Source organism: Peptoniphilus sp. HMSC062D09, from assembly GCF_001811425.1.
Lineage (GTDB): Bacteria > Bacillota > Clostridia > Tissierellales > Peptoniphilaceae > Peptoniphilus_A.
In genome coordinates this window covers 63,978-79,113 of the sequence record NZ_KV804703.1, presented here as the reverse complement: position 1 = coordinate 79,113, position 15,136 = coordinate 63,978, and the positions used below count along the sequence as shown (strand labels likewise).

The window sequence follows — 15,136 nt, the reverse complement described above, 5'->3', positions numbered from 1 at the left end:
GGAGGGGCAAGGGGCATTAAGACGCCCCTAAGCCCCTCCAATATTTAAAAAATATTTAATATTTAAAATTAAACTTAAAAAGAAAAAACTTATTTTATACGTTTTTAAAGCGGAGCTTTCTATTATCTGATCCAGGGCATGGGGGTGTGGGGGAGGTCAAAGGAGGGGGTAGTACCACCAGGCACAAGCGGGGGCATTGCCGTCCCCCCTGTGCCCGAAGGGGTATATGCCCCCTCCTTAAAAATATATTAAAAAATAAAAAACCTTTATTATTTGTTCTTAAAGCGAAGCTTCACCAATACAATACAATTCAACTATAATAAAACTTGCAAAACCACCCACAAGTGTTATAATAAAAGCAAGAAATAAATAAAAATTTAAATCTTCAGGGAAGGGTGCAAGTCCCAACCGGCGGTAAAGTCCGCGAGCGCAAGCCGAATTGGTTAGATTCCAATACCGACAGTAAAGTCTGGATGAGAGAATGATTTAAAACTTTCATGCCCCGAAGGTTCGGGGTTTTTTTATGCCCCAACAGGAGGTAAAATGAATAAAGTAAACACAAGCACCATGATAAGAACAAAAGACATGACAAAAGTAGCCATGCTATCAGTAATTGGCTTCGTACTAATGTACTTCCAATTGCCACTAACCTTTGTAGCGCCACCCTTTATGAAGCTGGACATATCAGACTTGCCAGTCCTCATGGGCGCCTTCACAATGGGACCAGTCTATGGCATCATAATAGCAGGTCTAAAAAACCTTATGCACATAATCTTTAAGGGCACAATGACAGCAGGCGTTGGCGAACTATCAAACTTCATCATATCAAGTACCTTTGCTCTAGTATCAAGCTACATCTATAGAAAACATAGAACTTACAAGGGCGCAGTCCTATCAATGACAGTAGGCGTAGTGGCAATGACAATTCTTGCCATGGCATCAAACTACTTCGTAGTCTTTCCACTTTACGGTAAAGTAATGCCAATGGAAGCAATAATAGCCATGGGATCTGCCATCACACCAAAAATCACAGGACTTTTCACAATGATGATCTATTCAGTCCTACCCTTTAACCTAATAAAAGGCTTTACAACATCAGCAGTCATGATGCTGGTCTACAAAAAAATTAGCCCACTATTTAAAAACTAAAAGTGTGGAAAAACTAAAGGAAAATAAAAACAAAAACAAAATCAAAGCAGGCTGTCAAAAGGCAGCTTGTTTTTTTGTCCATATAAAAAATTAAAAAATAACATTTAAACTTTTATTTAATGTGATAAAATACTAGTAATAAATTTAAAGGAGGCAGATTATGAAAAAATTTGCAGTAGTATTATTAGCTCTTTTAACCTTAACAAGTCCAATGACAGCACTAGCTAACAGCAATGAAGGCAATGAAGGCAAAGAAGAGAACAAAGCTAAAGTATTAAAATTAGAATCAGACGAAAGGTTGGCACAGACATCAGGAGAAAAAGTTAGATTTGACGGAAAAGACATAAAAATAAATTCTTACCTAATTAATAGGTCTAACTATGTAAGAATTAGAGATGCAGCAGCTCTTTTCAAAGACACACCAGCAAAATTTATGGTATCTTACGACAATGAAAGCCAAAAAGTAATCATAACAAAGGGTGAAAATCAAAAAGAAGACTTTACTTACGTTGAAAAAAGAGAAGAAGAAGAAATAGCAAAGACAAACAAACAAAAAATAGTGGACAGCCAAGGAAAGGATATAGAACTCTATGGATATTTCATAGACGGATACAACTATTTCCGCCTAAGAGACCTAGCAAAAATCTTAGACTTTGGAGTAGCTTATGACTTCAAAACACAAACAGTTTTATTAGATTCAAAAAATGCAAAGATAGAAGACATATATGAAGAAGGTTACTTCACAGCACCAATAAACAAAATAAAAACAAAAGCAGGAGAAGAAGACATAAGATTTCTAATCTATGGCTTTGAAGAATGTCCTTACTGCCAAAAACTAAAAGCATACTTAGATAATAAAGGCATCAAATATATAGCAAGAGACATTAGAGACAGCGAAGGCAAAAAAGACGAAATCTTTGAAAAATACTATAAAGACATGGCAGAATACAACGACAGAGTTTACTATCCAACTCACATAATGACACTTGAAAAAGATGGAAAGAGCATAGACAAATGCGTAGTTGGCTTCGAAGAAAAACAATACGATGAAATATTTAAACAAATAGAAGAAAACACTTACTTTGTAGAAAACAAATAAACAAAACCAAAGGCAGGCTGTCAAAAGGCAGCTTGTTTTTTTGTCCCCATATAATATAATTTAAACAAAAGACATAAAGGAGAGAAAGAAAAATGAAAATCTTATGTGCAGGCCCAACATCAATTGACGACGAAGTAATGGCATTAATGGGAAAAACTCTCACAAACCCAGACATCGATCCAGAATACGAAAAAATACATAGAAGAGTGGAGAAAAAAATCTCCAAGCTCTTAAAGACAGAAGCCACGACTATCCTCATGCTAGGCGAAGGCATGATTGGACTAGAAGCAGCAATCATAAACCTAGTAGAGAAAGGGGACAGAGTCCTTGTCCTAAATAACGGAGTCTTCGGCGCAGGCTTTGCCGACTTCGTAAAATACTACGACGGCGAGCCACTAATCTATGAAGATGACTTTAGACGCGGTTTCGATCTAGAAAAACTAAAAGCCTTCCTAGAAAAAGACCACGACTTTAAAGTAGCAACTATGGTACACTGCGAGACGCCATCAGGCATCACTAACGATGTAAAAAGTATCTGCAACTTGCTTAACTCCTACGGCATCCTCACAGTAGTGGACACAGTATCAGGCATGGGCGGAGAAGAATTTGACTTTGACGATTACAAAGTTGACATAGCCCTTGGTGGCAGCCAAAAATGTATATCAGCGCCAACAGGACTAACCATGGTTACAATATCAGACAGGGCAAAAGAAGCCATCGCCAATAGAAAAAAACCAGTTCCTTCCTATTATATGAACTTCCTAAACTACTACGACTACTCCGACGGCTTTGCCTTCCCATACACAATGAACGAGAACTTGACCTATGCCCTAGACCTTGCCCTAGACAAACTCTTTGCCAAGGACTCCATTGCCCTTCACAAAAAATACGCAGAAGTAACAAGAGAGATTTTCCAAGAAGCAGGCTTTGAACTCTACGCCAAGGACTCAAGATCCAACACCCTAACAGCAGTCATGGTGCCAGAAGGCTTCATAGCAGATGACATCCTTACAGCCCTAAAAAAGAAAGGCATATTAATATCCAAGGGCGCAGGTAACATCTTCGAGAAAGTATTTAGAATAGGCCACATGGGCAACAACATATCCTACGAAAACTTTTTAGAACTATATGAAAAGTTGGACGAAGTATTTGAAGAGTTGGGAATAAAGACTAAAATTTCTTTAAAAGAAAGATTTGTAGAACTCATGAAGTGAGAATAACTTTTCTTGTAAAAATTTTTTAATTTAGATAAAACTTGAAAATTAATTGCCACAATTCTTTTATGGGAAATTTTTTGTAAGCATAATTTTATGAATTTGATCTAAATTTATATTATGGGATAAATTATAAAAAATCTGATAAGATCCTACTAGTCAAGATAAAATGAAAATGTAATGCAGTGTAATATGATGAGCTTAGATTATTTAAGAAGCGCGAACTATTTTTTATAGCATATAAATTGATATTATAAAGCATAGTAATTATAGGGTATTGAAAAAAGATTATGACAAGAATAATTTTTTTTATTTAAAAGAGCTATTAAGCTAAAATGTGAAGTAATGTTGAGCAGAAATACTATAATTACAAATCTGTAATATTTTTTATATTTTTAAAGATTAGTATTAAATGATAACAATAAATTACAAAAATATCTAAGTACTGTTTTAATAGTTCTAACAAGTATTTGATATAATTGTGTTAACAAGATTTTTAAGATTTAAATAAGTTTATAAAGGAGTGCAAATGTTTTATTTAACAGAAGTTGAAGAAATATATGATAATAGAACAAAGTTATATTTTGAAGAAGTTTTGACAAGTTATTCAAGTAAAAGTTATAGGTCAGCATTAGTATCTTTATATTCAGTTACTATTTGTGACATTATTTATAAGCTTAAAGAATTATCTGAAGATTACGATGATGAAAGTGCAGAAAAAATATTATCAGAAATGGAAGAAGAGATGAGTAGAAAAAGTGATTTATCATTTTGGGAATCAAAATTAATCGATCTTGCTTATGACCGCCATAAAATATTAAATAATGAAACAAAAGCCTATATGGATACTTTAAAAAAGTTCAGGAATCTTTCTGCTCATCCGTCCTTAAATGAAAACTATGAGTTATATCAACCCAATAAAGAAATTACTATTGCATTGATAAAAAACATACTATCGGAAATCCTGATAAAATCACCTATTTTAAACAATAAAATTGTTGATAAATTGACTGATGATTTATCGGAAAATAAAGATTGGTTATTGGCGAGTAATGAAAATTTAAACTCATATTTGCTAAAAAAGTATTTTGAAAAAATGGATCCATCCACTATAAAATATATATTTAAAACTTTTTGGAAATTTTGTTATGTGAGTGATGATGAGAAATGTCTTGAAAATATAGAAATTAATATAGCTACCTTAAAGAGTTTATTAAAGTATAAATATGAAGAATTAATTCCGTATTTAGAAAGTGAAGATGTATTAAAACAAGTAGGTGATAGTTATATTCAAAAATTAAATGTATGTAAATTATTATTTTTATTTCCAAAGTTATATTTATTATTAGAAGAAAATTTAAAAAGGGAAATTGATACCTTTATTGATACTAATAATGATGCAAAAATATTTTCATATTTTAAATATAAAAATAAGATAGAACATTTAGAAAACTTAAGAAATATAAACATGAATTTTCCTAAAGATAAAGAAATAAATACGATATATGATACTTATGCAGATGAAGGGCTCCAGGATAAACTCTTAGATTTATTTATAGAAAAATTTGGAAATAGTGAAAATTTTGATGAAGCTAATGAACTGTTTGATAAACTTGTTTATCCTTTTTTAGAAAATTATAATTTTGAGCAATTTGAAAGAATAATGGAAAAAATTAATACTAATTCACAAATATATAATAGAAGACGAAACTATAGAGACAATACCAAACTAGCATCAAAAATTATTGAAAGATTCGGTTATGATATAGATTTTCAACAATATTCAAACTTTAAATATGATGAGTCTGTTAATCAAGTAGATGATAATAATATACCATTTTAATTTTGAGTTTTCATTTATCTTTGTGATATAAAGTGAAATAATAAAACTATTTCTGACGATAATATTTATAATTTTATCGTATTTTTATTTAAAGCATCTAAAGATAAATAGAATTAGAATGTTAGATAAATTTTAAGAATGTAATGAGGATTATATAAAGGCTACAGAGTATTAAGTAGAAAATGGTGAAGTTTTAGAATGAATACTAGGTGAAAATTATGAATTTATTAAATCTCAATTCCTATAATGGTACAAATAACAAAAATTGCTATAATTAAATATAATATTTGAAGGAGAGGAGGGATACTTTGAACTTAAAAGATTATCTTGGAGAGACAAATCTATATGACAAAAAAGAAAAATTAGAAATAAATAAGCCAAAGTCTTGGTTAAAATCCGTATCAGCCTTTGCCAATGGTAGAGGTGGAAAATTAATATTTGGAGTAAAAGATGATAATACAATCCTTGGACTTAGTGACTACAAAGAGACTTCCGAAAATATTTCTGAAATCATAAAAACAAAAATGGATCCGAATCCAGAATTTGACATGGAGATACAAGAGATAGACGAGAAAATAATTTTAATTCTAACAATCTTTGCGGGGAAAAACACTCCATACTTTGTAGCAGATGGTGGTTCAAGAACAGCCTACAAGAGAGTAGGAAATCAGAGTGTCTCTGCCAATAGAATAGACTTATTTAACTTATCACTAAAGGGTGAACATATTAGCTATGATTCACTTGAGTCAAATAAAAATTTAGAAGATGTAACTTTTAAAGAGCTTAGCATAGAATATAAAAAGAGGACAAAAAAAAGAGTTTGAAGATAAAGATTTAATATCCTTTGGGCTTGTAAATAATGATGGAAACCTAACCATAGCAGGAGCACTCTTTGCAGATGACTATCAAGTTTATCAGTCAAGAGTATTTTGTACTAGGTGGAATGGACTTACAAAGGCAAATGGAAGAATAGATGCCTTAGATGATGCCGAATTTGAAGGCAATATAATTTATCTTTTAAAAGCAAGTTTGGACTTTGTAAAAAGAAACACAAAAAAGATGTGGAAAAAAGGTCCAGTTTATAGAATAGAATATCCAGAATATCCCGAAAGAGCAGTACAAGAAGCCTTAGTAAACGCACTAATCCACAGAGACTATTCAGTAATTGGCAGTGAAGTTCATGTAGATATCTATGACGACAGGTTAGAAATATATTCTCCTGGAGGTATGTATGACGGAACTTTTGTCCAAGATCTAAATCCATTAAATGTATCCTCCACAAGAAGAAATCCAATTCTAGCAGATGTATTTGCCAGAATGGATTTAATGGAAAGGCGTGGTTCAGGACTTAGAAAAATCATAGAAGCCTATAAAAAAGAAGAAAATTATAGGGAAGAATTAAAGCCAGAATTTAGATCTACCGAAAGCTCTTTTACCACAATTTTAAGAAACCTAAATTATGACATCCAAAATGATACCCAAAATGAGGGTCAAAGTGAGGGTCAAAATGACAGTCAAAATGTCGGTCAAAATGTCGGTCAAAAATTAAAACCGGATGAAAGGCGTGAAAAAATTCTCGATATAATAAAGGACAACCCTAAAATTACAGCCTATGATTTATCTAAACAATTTAATGTAACCAATAGAACTATAGAAAGAGATTTAAAAAATCTCACAGATAAAAAGATAATAGAATATGTGGGCAGTGCTAAAGATGGCTATTGGAAAGTAAATGAATACTAAGGAGTGTTTTGCATGGATAAGTTAAAGCAAATTGACGAGGCTATTCGAAAATTTAATATTAATAAAAAGGATGTATTACCAGAAATTCTTAAAAAGTTTGAAGAAGATTTTGCAATTAGATTTTCTCACGAGTCCACAAAAATCGAAGGTAACACTCTATCAATATATGAGGTAAAGACCTTGCTTGTGGATCACATTTCCGTTGGTGGTAAGAGTTTGAGGGAAATTTATGAAGTTGTCAATCATCACAAAGCTTTCGATTATGTAAAAGCTCACTTGTCCCCTGAAGATGACCTTGACGAGAATCTTATAAAGGACATTCACGAAATATTGATGGATAATATTTTTCCTGGTGGCATTTATAGGAGTGGCAATGTGCGAATCACTGGAGCAAGTTTTGCCCCACCATCATGGGAAAAAGTCCGTGATGAAATGAAATATTTCATATATTCCTACAATGAGAAGAAGGACAAGATCCATCCTGTACAACTAGCAGCCTGGGTGCACGCAGAATTTATACGCATCCATCCATTCCAAGATGGTAATGGAAGGTGTGCAAGACTACTTTTAAATTATGTCCTAATGAAATACGAATTTCTGCCAATAATAATAGAAGCAAAAGAAAGACCTATATATTATGAATCCTTAGATCAGTACGGAAAAGAAGGAAGGCTTGAAAAATTCCAAGAACTTGTAGAGGACTACGAGTTGAGTATCATAAAAGAGTTTCAAAGTTAGAATGAGTGTCTTTCTTATTCGAGGTGTTATATGGATAAAGAAAAAATAAATAGAGAAGAAGAAAAACTCTTTGAAGAAGCTAAAAAATTTGTTGAAGATCACATAGACGCATTTAAAGAGTTGGCTGATGGACCTGACACAATTGAAGAAAAATCAGAAGAAGCATATAAAAATTTAGACAAAGTAGCAAATGAGATTATGGAAAAGTATGACAAAGCCTTTAAAGAGCTTGCAAAATAAAAAAAGCTAGGCTGTTTTCGCAAATGAAAACAAAAGCCTAGCTTTTTTTTGATAAAATACAAAAAGTTAAAATAAAAATTAACCTTTAAACTCAAGTTTCAATTCCATTCCAAGACCATTTGCTAGTTTTTTTAACATTTTTAGACTTGGGTTTCTTGTACCATTTTCAATTCTGCTGATGTCTGCTTGATTAATCCCAGTTCTTTTGGACAAATCTTTTTGTGTTAGATTAAGATTATTACGAGCCATAATCATGGCTTCGATAATATCATATTCTGGAGCAAGAGCATCATATTCTGACTTAATTTCATCATTTTTTAAGATTTCTTTTTTATAATCATCGTAAGTTTTCATAAAAATCTCCTTTCAAAGTCTTTTTTATATTTAATAGCAAGTTCAATTTCAGATTTTGGAGTTTTATTACTCTTTTTAACAAAACCATTAGTTAAAACTATTTTTTTATCAATGACAAAAAAATATAAGATTCTTGTTATGTCACTAGATTGTTTAGTTCTTAATTCAAATATACCATCAACTAACTTTTTTGAAAAAGGTTCTCTAAGATTATTACCAAACTTTTCTAATAAATCAATATTTTTTAAAGTTTTCGCTAATAGTTTAGGACTTAAAGAATTTAAGAATTCTTCAACAGGAACTTTGCCATCTTCTTTATCATAAAATATAATTTCATACATATTGATATACCTCTTATATAAACATAATATGGTGTATAAAACATATTGTCAAGAGTAAAATAGAATCTCTAATCTTTATTTTAAACATATTTCATCCATCACTATAAAAGAAATTGCAAAAATGTAACCTTTTTGTTATAATTTTACATACGGTTTTGGATTACAAGGTCTAAGATCCCCATGTCAAAGGGCAAGAGTCCAAGGCAAAGGGCACCAAAGTCAAGGGTGAAAGCAAAAACAAAGGGCGAGAATCATTTTGATTACTGCAATCAATGTGCCGATTTCAAAGACCCCATATAAAAAGGCGAAAGCAAAGACAAAGGATAACCCCTAAAACCAAGGACAACACTTAAAGACAAGGGAGTCCAAAGACACATATTCCCAATACCCATCTATTATCACAGAAAATTACTTTAGTAAAGCAATGTTACATAAATATTTCAAAAGCCCAGATACAAGAAAGTTTATGTAATGTAATTGTAATTTTACAAAGGAAGAATGTAGTGTATAATAGAAACATAAGAGGAACATGACAATTAAATAAAACCAGAAATAAGGCGATATTTATTTGTCACCTCTGAGTCGAGATTGTTCAGTCTCGGCGACAAAAGTTTGAGACTTTTGTAGAATCTACAAAATTTTTAAGGAGGTCGAAAGACAAATGAACAAAAAGATTATTTCTCTAGTACTAGCACTAGTAATGGTACTAGGAACATTCACAAGTGTCTTCGCCGAACCAGCAAAGAAGGAAGAAACTAAAAAAACAGAATCTTCTGAAAAAGTTGAAAAGATTGTTGGAAAACAAAATAAAATCCAATATATCATCGACAAAGGACTTGTTGAAGGCTATGAAGACGGAAACTACGGATTTGATAAGAATATCAAGAGATCCGAAATCACAAGACTACTTGTATTAGCTAATGGTAATGAAGACCTAGCTAAAAAACTACAAGGAGCTATGAAGATCTACACTGACGTAGATACTAAGCACTGGGCAAACGGAGTTATCTCAGTAGGAACTACAGTTCCATCTGATGCTAACGGAATTGCAATGCTAGTAGGATATCCTGATGGATCATTCAAGCCAGAAAACGATGTAACTTACGCTGAATTAGCTAAAATGTTAGTTGTTCTTGCTAAAAAAGATCTAACAGCTGACATGGTTAAGAACGCTATCTGGGCAACTTCTTGGATGACTTGGGCAGCTGAACTTGGAATTCTTGATGATGTAACAATCACAGATTCTAACCTTCCAGCTAACAGAGCAGATGCATTCACTATGGTTTACAATGCTCTTTATACAATGCAAGAATTCAAGAGAGTACCATCTAACGAAATAAGAGGAATTATTTCTAACTTCTCTAAAGACGTTCTAACTCTTAACCAAGATTCTAAAATGGAATACAAGATTACAGATGCAACAGTATTTGTAACTGGTGTGAACGCAACTAGACAACAAGTTCAACAAATTAGATTCCTTGATCTTAAAGTAAGAGATTACTACCTAGGATCATTAGTAAGAGTTCTTACAAATGACAAGAACGAAGTAACTCACATTATCGAACTTGGTAACCCAGCAGAACTTGCAAAAGGAAATCCAACAGGTATGGCAGTAGGTAACGATATTTGGAGAGGCGTTGCTGATAACACTGTTGAAACTATTAACCCAGTAGCAAAATCTGCAGTTGAAGCTCAAAAAGCTATAAAAGCTGGAGATTCTTATGCAACAATCGAATTCAACGCTAACAACATTGATGCTAAGAGAATCGTATTCCACAACATTAATAAGGTTGATAAAAATCTTACATTAAAAATCAATGACAAAACTGAATTCTATGTAGCTAACCCAGCTAACAACCAAATGAAGAAAGTTGCTAACGTAAACGAAGCACTTGCACTTATTGGTTTCCATAACTACAATAACTACAAGATCGTTGGCGTATACGCTGGATTTGACACTGACGGAATAACTAGAAACTACGGAGCAATCCAAGTTGACACAGCTGATAGACACACTGCAAAAGTTGTAGTATTCAACTTTGTAAACAAAGCAGCTGAAGGAGAAAAATACAGAGTAATCGAATCTTCTTCTTCTAAATTTATGACTACTTTAGAAAAAACTGACGGTACTCTAGTTGATAGAGACAACGTATATGATACTTCAAGATTCCCATTAGAATATGGTGACAAACTTGACGTTATCGAATTAGATACAGTTAGAACTGGATCTTTCTATGCAACACTAATTGACCACTCTAAGACTTCTGTATTCCCAATCGTTAGAATTACTGACGTAAGAGAAGACGGAAAAGTTATCTACATTGAAGATAAAAACGGCGAAAGATCAATGCTTGATCTTAGAGATGCAGACATCTTCTCAGCTAAGAGATATGGTAAAGTTGAAGTTGGCAATACTCTTCAATTTAGAGTAGAAGACTTCGGAAAATCTCAAGTTTACGCACAAGCAGCTAACAACACTGCTGAAATCATTTCACTTCTTGGAAAAGATATGAAACTTGAAGGTTCACTTGTAAATGTAATCCCTGCAGCTGATAAATCTCAAGAAGTTGGTAGAATTATTTCTATCCAAGGTATTGATACAGTTAACCCTACAGTTACTGTAAGAGTTGACTACAATATCTTTGATGCAGCTGATGCAAGCGGATATGCAACTTATAGCGTAGCTAACGATGTTGCTAAAGCACTTGATGCTTGGTTCAGAGCTTACCCTACAAGAAGAGTAGACTTCAAAGTATTTGAATCTGTTAACGCACACGGACAACACTATGCAGTTAACTTCCACGACAATGAAACTGGCGCAGCTATCCTTTATACAGCAAACAAAACTAATGTTGAATTATTAGTTGAAAAAGCTAACAAAGCAGCAAAAGATTTTAGAATTGTTAACGAATATAACCTAAAGAATGCAAAAGCTCTTGAAAAAGAAATTGATGGTTTAGTAGCTTCTTTAGATGATATTGAAAAATCAGATTGGAATGCTGACAAAAACGAAAAATACAGAACTGCAATTACTAATTTCAAAGAAAGAATTGCAGCTGAAGAACAAAGACAAGCTGATGAAAAAGCTTTAGCAGATGCTAAAGAAACTTTAAACGCTACTATCACTGCAGCTGAAAAAGCTAAAGAAGGCGTTAAAGTATCAGAAGACGGTGCTGATTTACAAGATAAAGAAAGATATGCAAATCAAGCAGCTTTCACTGCACTAAATACAGCTATTGAAACTGCTAAAGAAGCAGCTAAAAAAGATGTAAAAGCAGATGTAGAAAAAGCTAACGCTGATCTAAACAAAGCTATTGCAGACTTCAATAAAGAAGTTCACACAAAATAAGTTTTGTTAAACTTTAAAAGATAAAACTCGAGGAAAACCTCGGGTTTTTCTTTTTTTACATAAAAGTTCCTTTCTGGTAAAATTAGGGTAAGGAGGTGGTAGTATGAGCGAAAAAGAAAATTTTGAACTTCGCCTTAGTGGTGAAGAAGGCAAAAAAATCCTAAGCTATCTTAAACAAAAATTTAACAAAAATAATTTTAGATGTAATATAAGTCCATTAAAGGCAATTTTAAAATTTTTAGGAAGACATTTTTATTCTATACTTGCCCTAATTATTATATGTAAATACTTTTGCTTTGCTCTTAGATACACCCATGCCATTTTTCTTTATTATTTTAAAAATGTTATCCCAGCCCTTGTTGCTTCTATTGGTGTTTTTGAAGGTTTTACCTATAATAGGAGGCAGGCATACAAGGAAATTGTCACTAGGGAGAGGATAAGTTGGTTACATAAGATGCAGGAGAATCTTGCCCTATACCTTGAACTTACTTCATCTTCTGATCAAAAGGGAAAAGGTTCAGGCAAAAAAAATTCAAGTCAAGGAATTTCAGACAAGGATGAGGGTGACAAGTCACCAGAAAGACTTTATCATGAAATTTTATTTAGTATCAACCATGATAAAGATGCCAAGGCAAAAACTGCCCTAGAAAACTATCACAGAGCCTACAAGGAAAACTGGAAAGGATGCCAAGGGGGACAAGCTGACCAAGAGATTGATATAGAACTAAAAGCTATTAATGAAGATGCAGATAAAAAGACATTTATAATAAAAGATACAGAAGAACTTTCTAAAAAAATTAGAGAAAATAGCCCAAAATGTAAGGAAGATTTGAGAAAAGAAGTAGAAGAGGAATTTACAAACATATTTAAAAATGTCTGGAAAGATATTAAGAAAGAAGCTGATTAAAAGGCTTCTTTTTTTATGCTTTAAAAAGAGGGATGTTTTTAAGAATAAATTTTAAGAAAATAAATTTAAACTAATGTTTGACAATCTGTTCCAAAAGTTTTATAATTATCTCATAGATTAAAAAGAGGAGGCTTCTATGATGAATGATTATAAAGATTTTAACAGAGTTTTGAGGTCTGCCCTAGTAGGTGAGGAGAGGTCAAAGGTTAAGCTTCTTGATATGCTAGACCCCCTTATTCGCTCATCTATTAATAAGTATTGCCACATTCCAAGTGAGTACGAGGACCTCTATTCTGACGGGAGGGCAATGGTTTTATCCTGCATTGAGGACTTCGACAACAAGAGATCTTTCCTTAAATATGTCAAGTCGTATTTGAAGTTTTTTTATATGAACACTTACAAGTATTTAAGGAATGTGAATAGTGATATTCACGATAGTCCCTCTGATGATGAGGAAAGTCTTGGCATCTTTGATACTATTGATGCTGGGGTGGATATTGAGGGAGACTTTTTGGAGGGTGAGAGGCTGGCGATGTTAAAGGACGCTATTGATTCTCTCACTCCAAGGCAGGAGACTGTTGTCAGGTTATTTTTTTATGAAAGGCTTGGTCTTTCGGAGATTGCTGATTTCCTTGGCATTTCTAAGAGGACTGTCATTAATCTTAAGGTCAATGCTATTAATAATATGAGGCAATATATTTCTTGTCACTATAGGTGAGGAGGTGATTTTATGTTAATCGAGAAGAGACTTATTAAGTTTAATTTTTCTAAGAGAGAGGGTATGGTAAAGCCTACTTTTATCGTTGTTCACGACACAGGCAATCCTAGAGCCGGTGCTGATGCTCTTGCTCATTATAGGTATTTTAATGGGGGCAACAGAAAGGCTTCTGCTCATTATTTTGTGGACGACAAGAGGATAGTGGAGACTGTTGAGACTGTTAATGCTTCTTGGCACTGCGGCGACGGCCATGGCAGGTATGGCATAACTAATTCTAATTCTATTGGTGTAGAGATCTGCATAAACAGTGACGGTGATTATGATAAGGCGCTAGAGAATGCACGAGTTGTCATTCGCTTTCTCATGGATTTTTACAATATTCCTCTAAAGAGAGTTGTCCGTCATTTTGATGCGTCACACAAGATTTGTCCTCGTTCTATGAGCGCCAACAACTGGGGGGCTTGGTGGAAGTTTAAGGAAAGTTTATAATTTTTAAATTTTTTTCATTTTTCCATAGTAACTTTTGGCTTTTTTTTCTATATATATAGTAGGAGGTGAAAATAATGGCAGTTAATGTTAATGATAAGAAGATCATGCTAAAGACTGTTACTTCTAATACAAACCCTGATGGGACTGTGAAGAAGAGAAGTATCACTGTTAGAAACATTGATAATAATGCGACTAATGATTCTCTTTATGCTTTGTCAAAGGGCGTTGGGTCTTTAGTTGATGGCAGTCTTGCTTCTTCTTCTAAGATTACTGAAGAAGTTTTTGAAGAGCAAGCCTAAGATGGCTCTTAGTTTTATGTTATTTATGAAAGGAGATATGAGTATGAAAGAAAGTAAAACACTTAGAATGAGTTTTGTTGATGAGGGTGGCAATCCTTGGAGTCTTAATATTTTAAATCCTAGAGAGAGTGTCGAAAGAGCTGATGCAGAGGCTGTTGCCGGCACTATCACTAACAACAATCTTGTCAATGGCAAAATGGGTCACATCAAGACTTTTAACGGTGCTTCTATTATTACTAGAACTGAAGGGGCGCTTTGATTATGGAAGATTTGTTGTCTAATATTTCAAACATTGGCTTTCCCATTGCAATTTCTTGTTACCTCTTGGTGAGGTTGGAGAAAAAAATGGAGGAGCTAAGGGAAGTAATTGTAGAGCTTAGTAATGCTATTGAGGATTTTAAAAAGTAAGTTTATTGGTTTTAAATTAAATTTAATTTTATTATTATTAATAATAATGGAAGGTTATTATTAAGTTACATATATGGGGCGCAAGCCTTTTTTTATTGTAAAAAAGGCTTTTTGGGAAAAAATAAAGCTTCGCTTTAAGAATTTATAAATTTAATCTTCTTCTTTATAAAATTTATTTTTCAATTTATTTTTTCTTTTTAAATATTGGAGGGGCGTAGGGGCGTCTTAATGCCCCTTGCCCCTCC

At 33.0% G+C, this 15,136-nt stretch carries 17 protein-coding genes and 1 riboswitch; of the genes, 15 read left to right on the top strand and 2 right to left on the bottom strand.

Features of this window, described 5'->3' with window-relative positions; translation table 11 throughout:
* Positions 1–377: 377 nt before the first annotated feature.
* A riboswitch (FMN riboswitch) is annotated at positions 378–490 on the top strand.
* A gap of 53 nt (positions 491–543) precedes the next feature.
* The 8 genes from HMPREF2801_RS03055 (at position 544) to HMPREF2801_RS03025 (ending at position 8,026) form a co-directional block, all read left to right on the top strand.
* Positions 544–1,149 (top strand): ECF transporter S component, encoded by a 606-nt coding sequence (locus tag HMPREF2801_RS03055; protein ID WP_070610497.1) that lies wholly within the window; start codon positions 544–546, stop codon positions 1,147–1,149.
* Between the two features lie 160 nt (positions 1,150–1,309).
* A complete protein-coding gene (locus HMPREF2801_RS03050) occupies positions 1,310–2,248 on the top strand; it encodes a glutaredoxin domain-containing protein (protein ID WP_070610496.1) in 939 nt (312 codons plus the stop codon).
* Between the two features lie 92 nt (positions 2,249–2,340).
* On the top strand, positions 2,341–3,462 hold the full coding sequence (locus HMPREF2801_RS03045) for a pyridoxal-phosphate-dependent aminotransferase family protein (RefSeq protein ID WP_070610495.1): 1,122 nt from the start codon (positions 2,341–2,343) through the stop codon (positions 3,460–3,462).
* A 529-nt stretch (positions 3,463–3,991) separates the two neighbouring features.
* On the top strand, positions 3,992–5,305 hold the full coding sequence (locus tag HMPREF2801_RS03040) for a hypothetical protein (RefSeq protein ID WP_070610494.1): 1,314 nt from the start codon (positions 3,992–3,994) through the stop codon (positions 5,303–5,305).
* A 308-nt stretch (positions 5,306–5,613) separates the two neighbouring features.
* On the top strand, positions 5,614–6,129 hold the full coding sequence (locus HMPREF2801_RS09435; protein ID WP_246829963.1) for an AlbA family DNA-binding domain-containing protein: 516 nt from the start codon (positions 5,614–5,616) through the stop codon (positions 6,127–6,129).
* 235 nt (positions 6,130–6,364) lie between these two features.
* Complete coding sequence (locus HMPREF2801_RS09430; protein ID WP_246829962.1) at positions 6,365–7,048, top strand: ATP-binding protein; 684 nt, start codon at positions 6,365–6,367, stop codon at positions 7,046–7,048.
* 12 nt (positions 7,049–7,060) lie between these two features.
* Positions 7,061–7,786 carry a Fic family protein gene (locus HMPREF2801_RS03030; protein ID WP_070610493.1) on the top strand — a complete coding sequence of 242 codons (726 nt, stop codon included), beginning with the start codon at positions 7,061–7,063 and terminating at the stop codon, positions 7,784–7,786.
* A 30-nt stretch (positions 7,787–7,816) separates the two neighbouring features.
* Positions 7,817–8,026, top strand: coding sequence for a hypothetical protein (locus HMPREF2801_RS03025; RefSeq protein WP_070610492.1), 210 nt, complete (start codon positions 7,817–7,819; stop codon positions 8,024–8,026).
* Between the two features lie 78 nt (positions 8,027–8,104).
* Here HMPREF2801_RS03025 and HMPREF2801_RS03020 read toward each other — a convergent pair whose 3' ends face one another.
* Positions 8,105–8,380 (bottom strand): helix-turn-helix domain-containing protein, encoded by a 276-nt coding sequence (locus HMPREF2801_RS03020; RefSeq protein WP_210394452.1) that lies wholly within the window; start codon positions 8,378–8,380, stop codon positions 8,105–8,107.
* Positions 8,377–8,721: a type II toxin-antitoxin system RelE/ParE family toxin gene (locus HMPREF2801_RS03015; protein WP_070610490.1), complete on the bottom strand. Its 345-nt coding sequence runs from the start codon at positions 8,719–8,721 to the stop codon at positions 8,377–8,379. Before HMPREF2801_RS03015 ends, HMPREF2801_RS03020 begins: the two co-directional genes overlap by 4 nt.
* A 661-nt stretch (positions 8,722–9,382) precedes the next feature.
* Between HMPREF2801_RS03015 and HMPREF2801_RS03010 the strand changes: the two genes are divergently transcribed.
* From HMPREF2801_RS03010 to HMPREF2801_RS09005, 7 genes are all read left to right on the top strand, one after another.
* Positions 9,383–12,070: an S-layer homology domain-containing protein gene (locus tag HMPREF2801_RS03010; protein ID WP_070610489.1), complete on the top strand. Its 2,688-nt coding sequence runs from the start codon at positions 9,383–9,385 to the stop codon at positions 12,068–12,070.
* 103 nt (positions 12,071–12,173) lie between these two features.
* Positions 12,174–12,977 carry a hypothetical protein gene (locus HMPREF2801_RS03005; RefSeq protein WP_070610488.1) on the top strand — a complete coding sequence of 268 codons (804 nt, stop codon included), beginning with the start codon at positions 12,174–12,176 and terminating at the stop codon, positions 12,975–12,977.
* A 136-nt stretch (positions 12,978–13,113) separates the two neighbouring features.
* Entirely contained in the window at positions 13,114–13,695 is a 582-nt protein-coding gene (locus HMPREF2801_RS03000) for a sigma-70 family RNA polymerase sigma factor (protein WP_070610487.1), read from the top strand.
* A gap of 12 nt (positions 13,696–13,707) precedes the next feature.
* On the top strand, positions 13,708–14,184 hold the full coding sequence (locus HMPREF2801_RS02995; protein ID WP_070610486.1) for a peptidoglycan recognition protein family protein: 477 nt from the start codon (positions 13,708–13,710) through the stop codon (positions 14,182–14,184).
* A 74-nt stretch (positions 14,185–14,258) separates the two neighbouring features.
* On the top strand, positions 14,259–14,483 hold the full coding sequence (locus HMPREF2801_RS02990; protein WP_070610485.1) for a DUF1659 domain-containing protein: 225 nt from the start codon (positions 14,259–14,261) through the stop codon (positions 14,481–14,483).
* 43 nt (positions 14,484–14,526) lie between these two features.
* Positions 14,527–14,742: a DUF2922 domain-containing protein gene (locus tag HMPREF2801_RS02985; protein ID WP_070610484.1), complete on the top strand. Its 216-nt coding sequence runs from the start codon at positions 14,527–14,529 to the stop codon at positions 14,740–14,742.
* A gap of 2 nt (positions 14,743–14,744) precedes the next feature.
* On the top strand, positions 14,745–14,891 hold the full coding sequence (locus HMPREF2801_RS09005) for a YvrJ family protein (RefSeq protein WP_083303705.1): 147 nt from the start codon (positions 14,745–14,747) through the stop codon (positions 14,889–14,891).
* Positions 14,892–15,136: the final 245 nt, after the last annotated feature.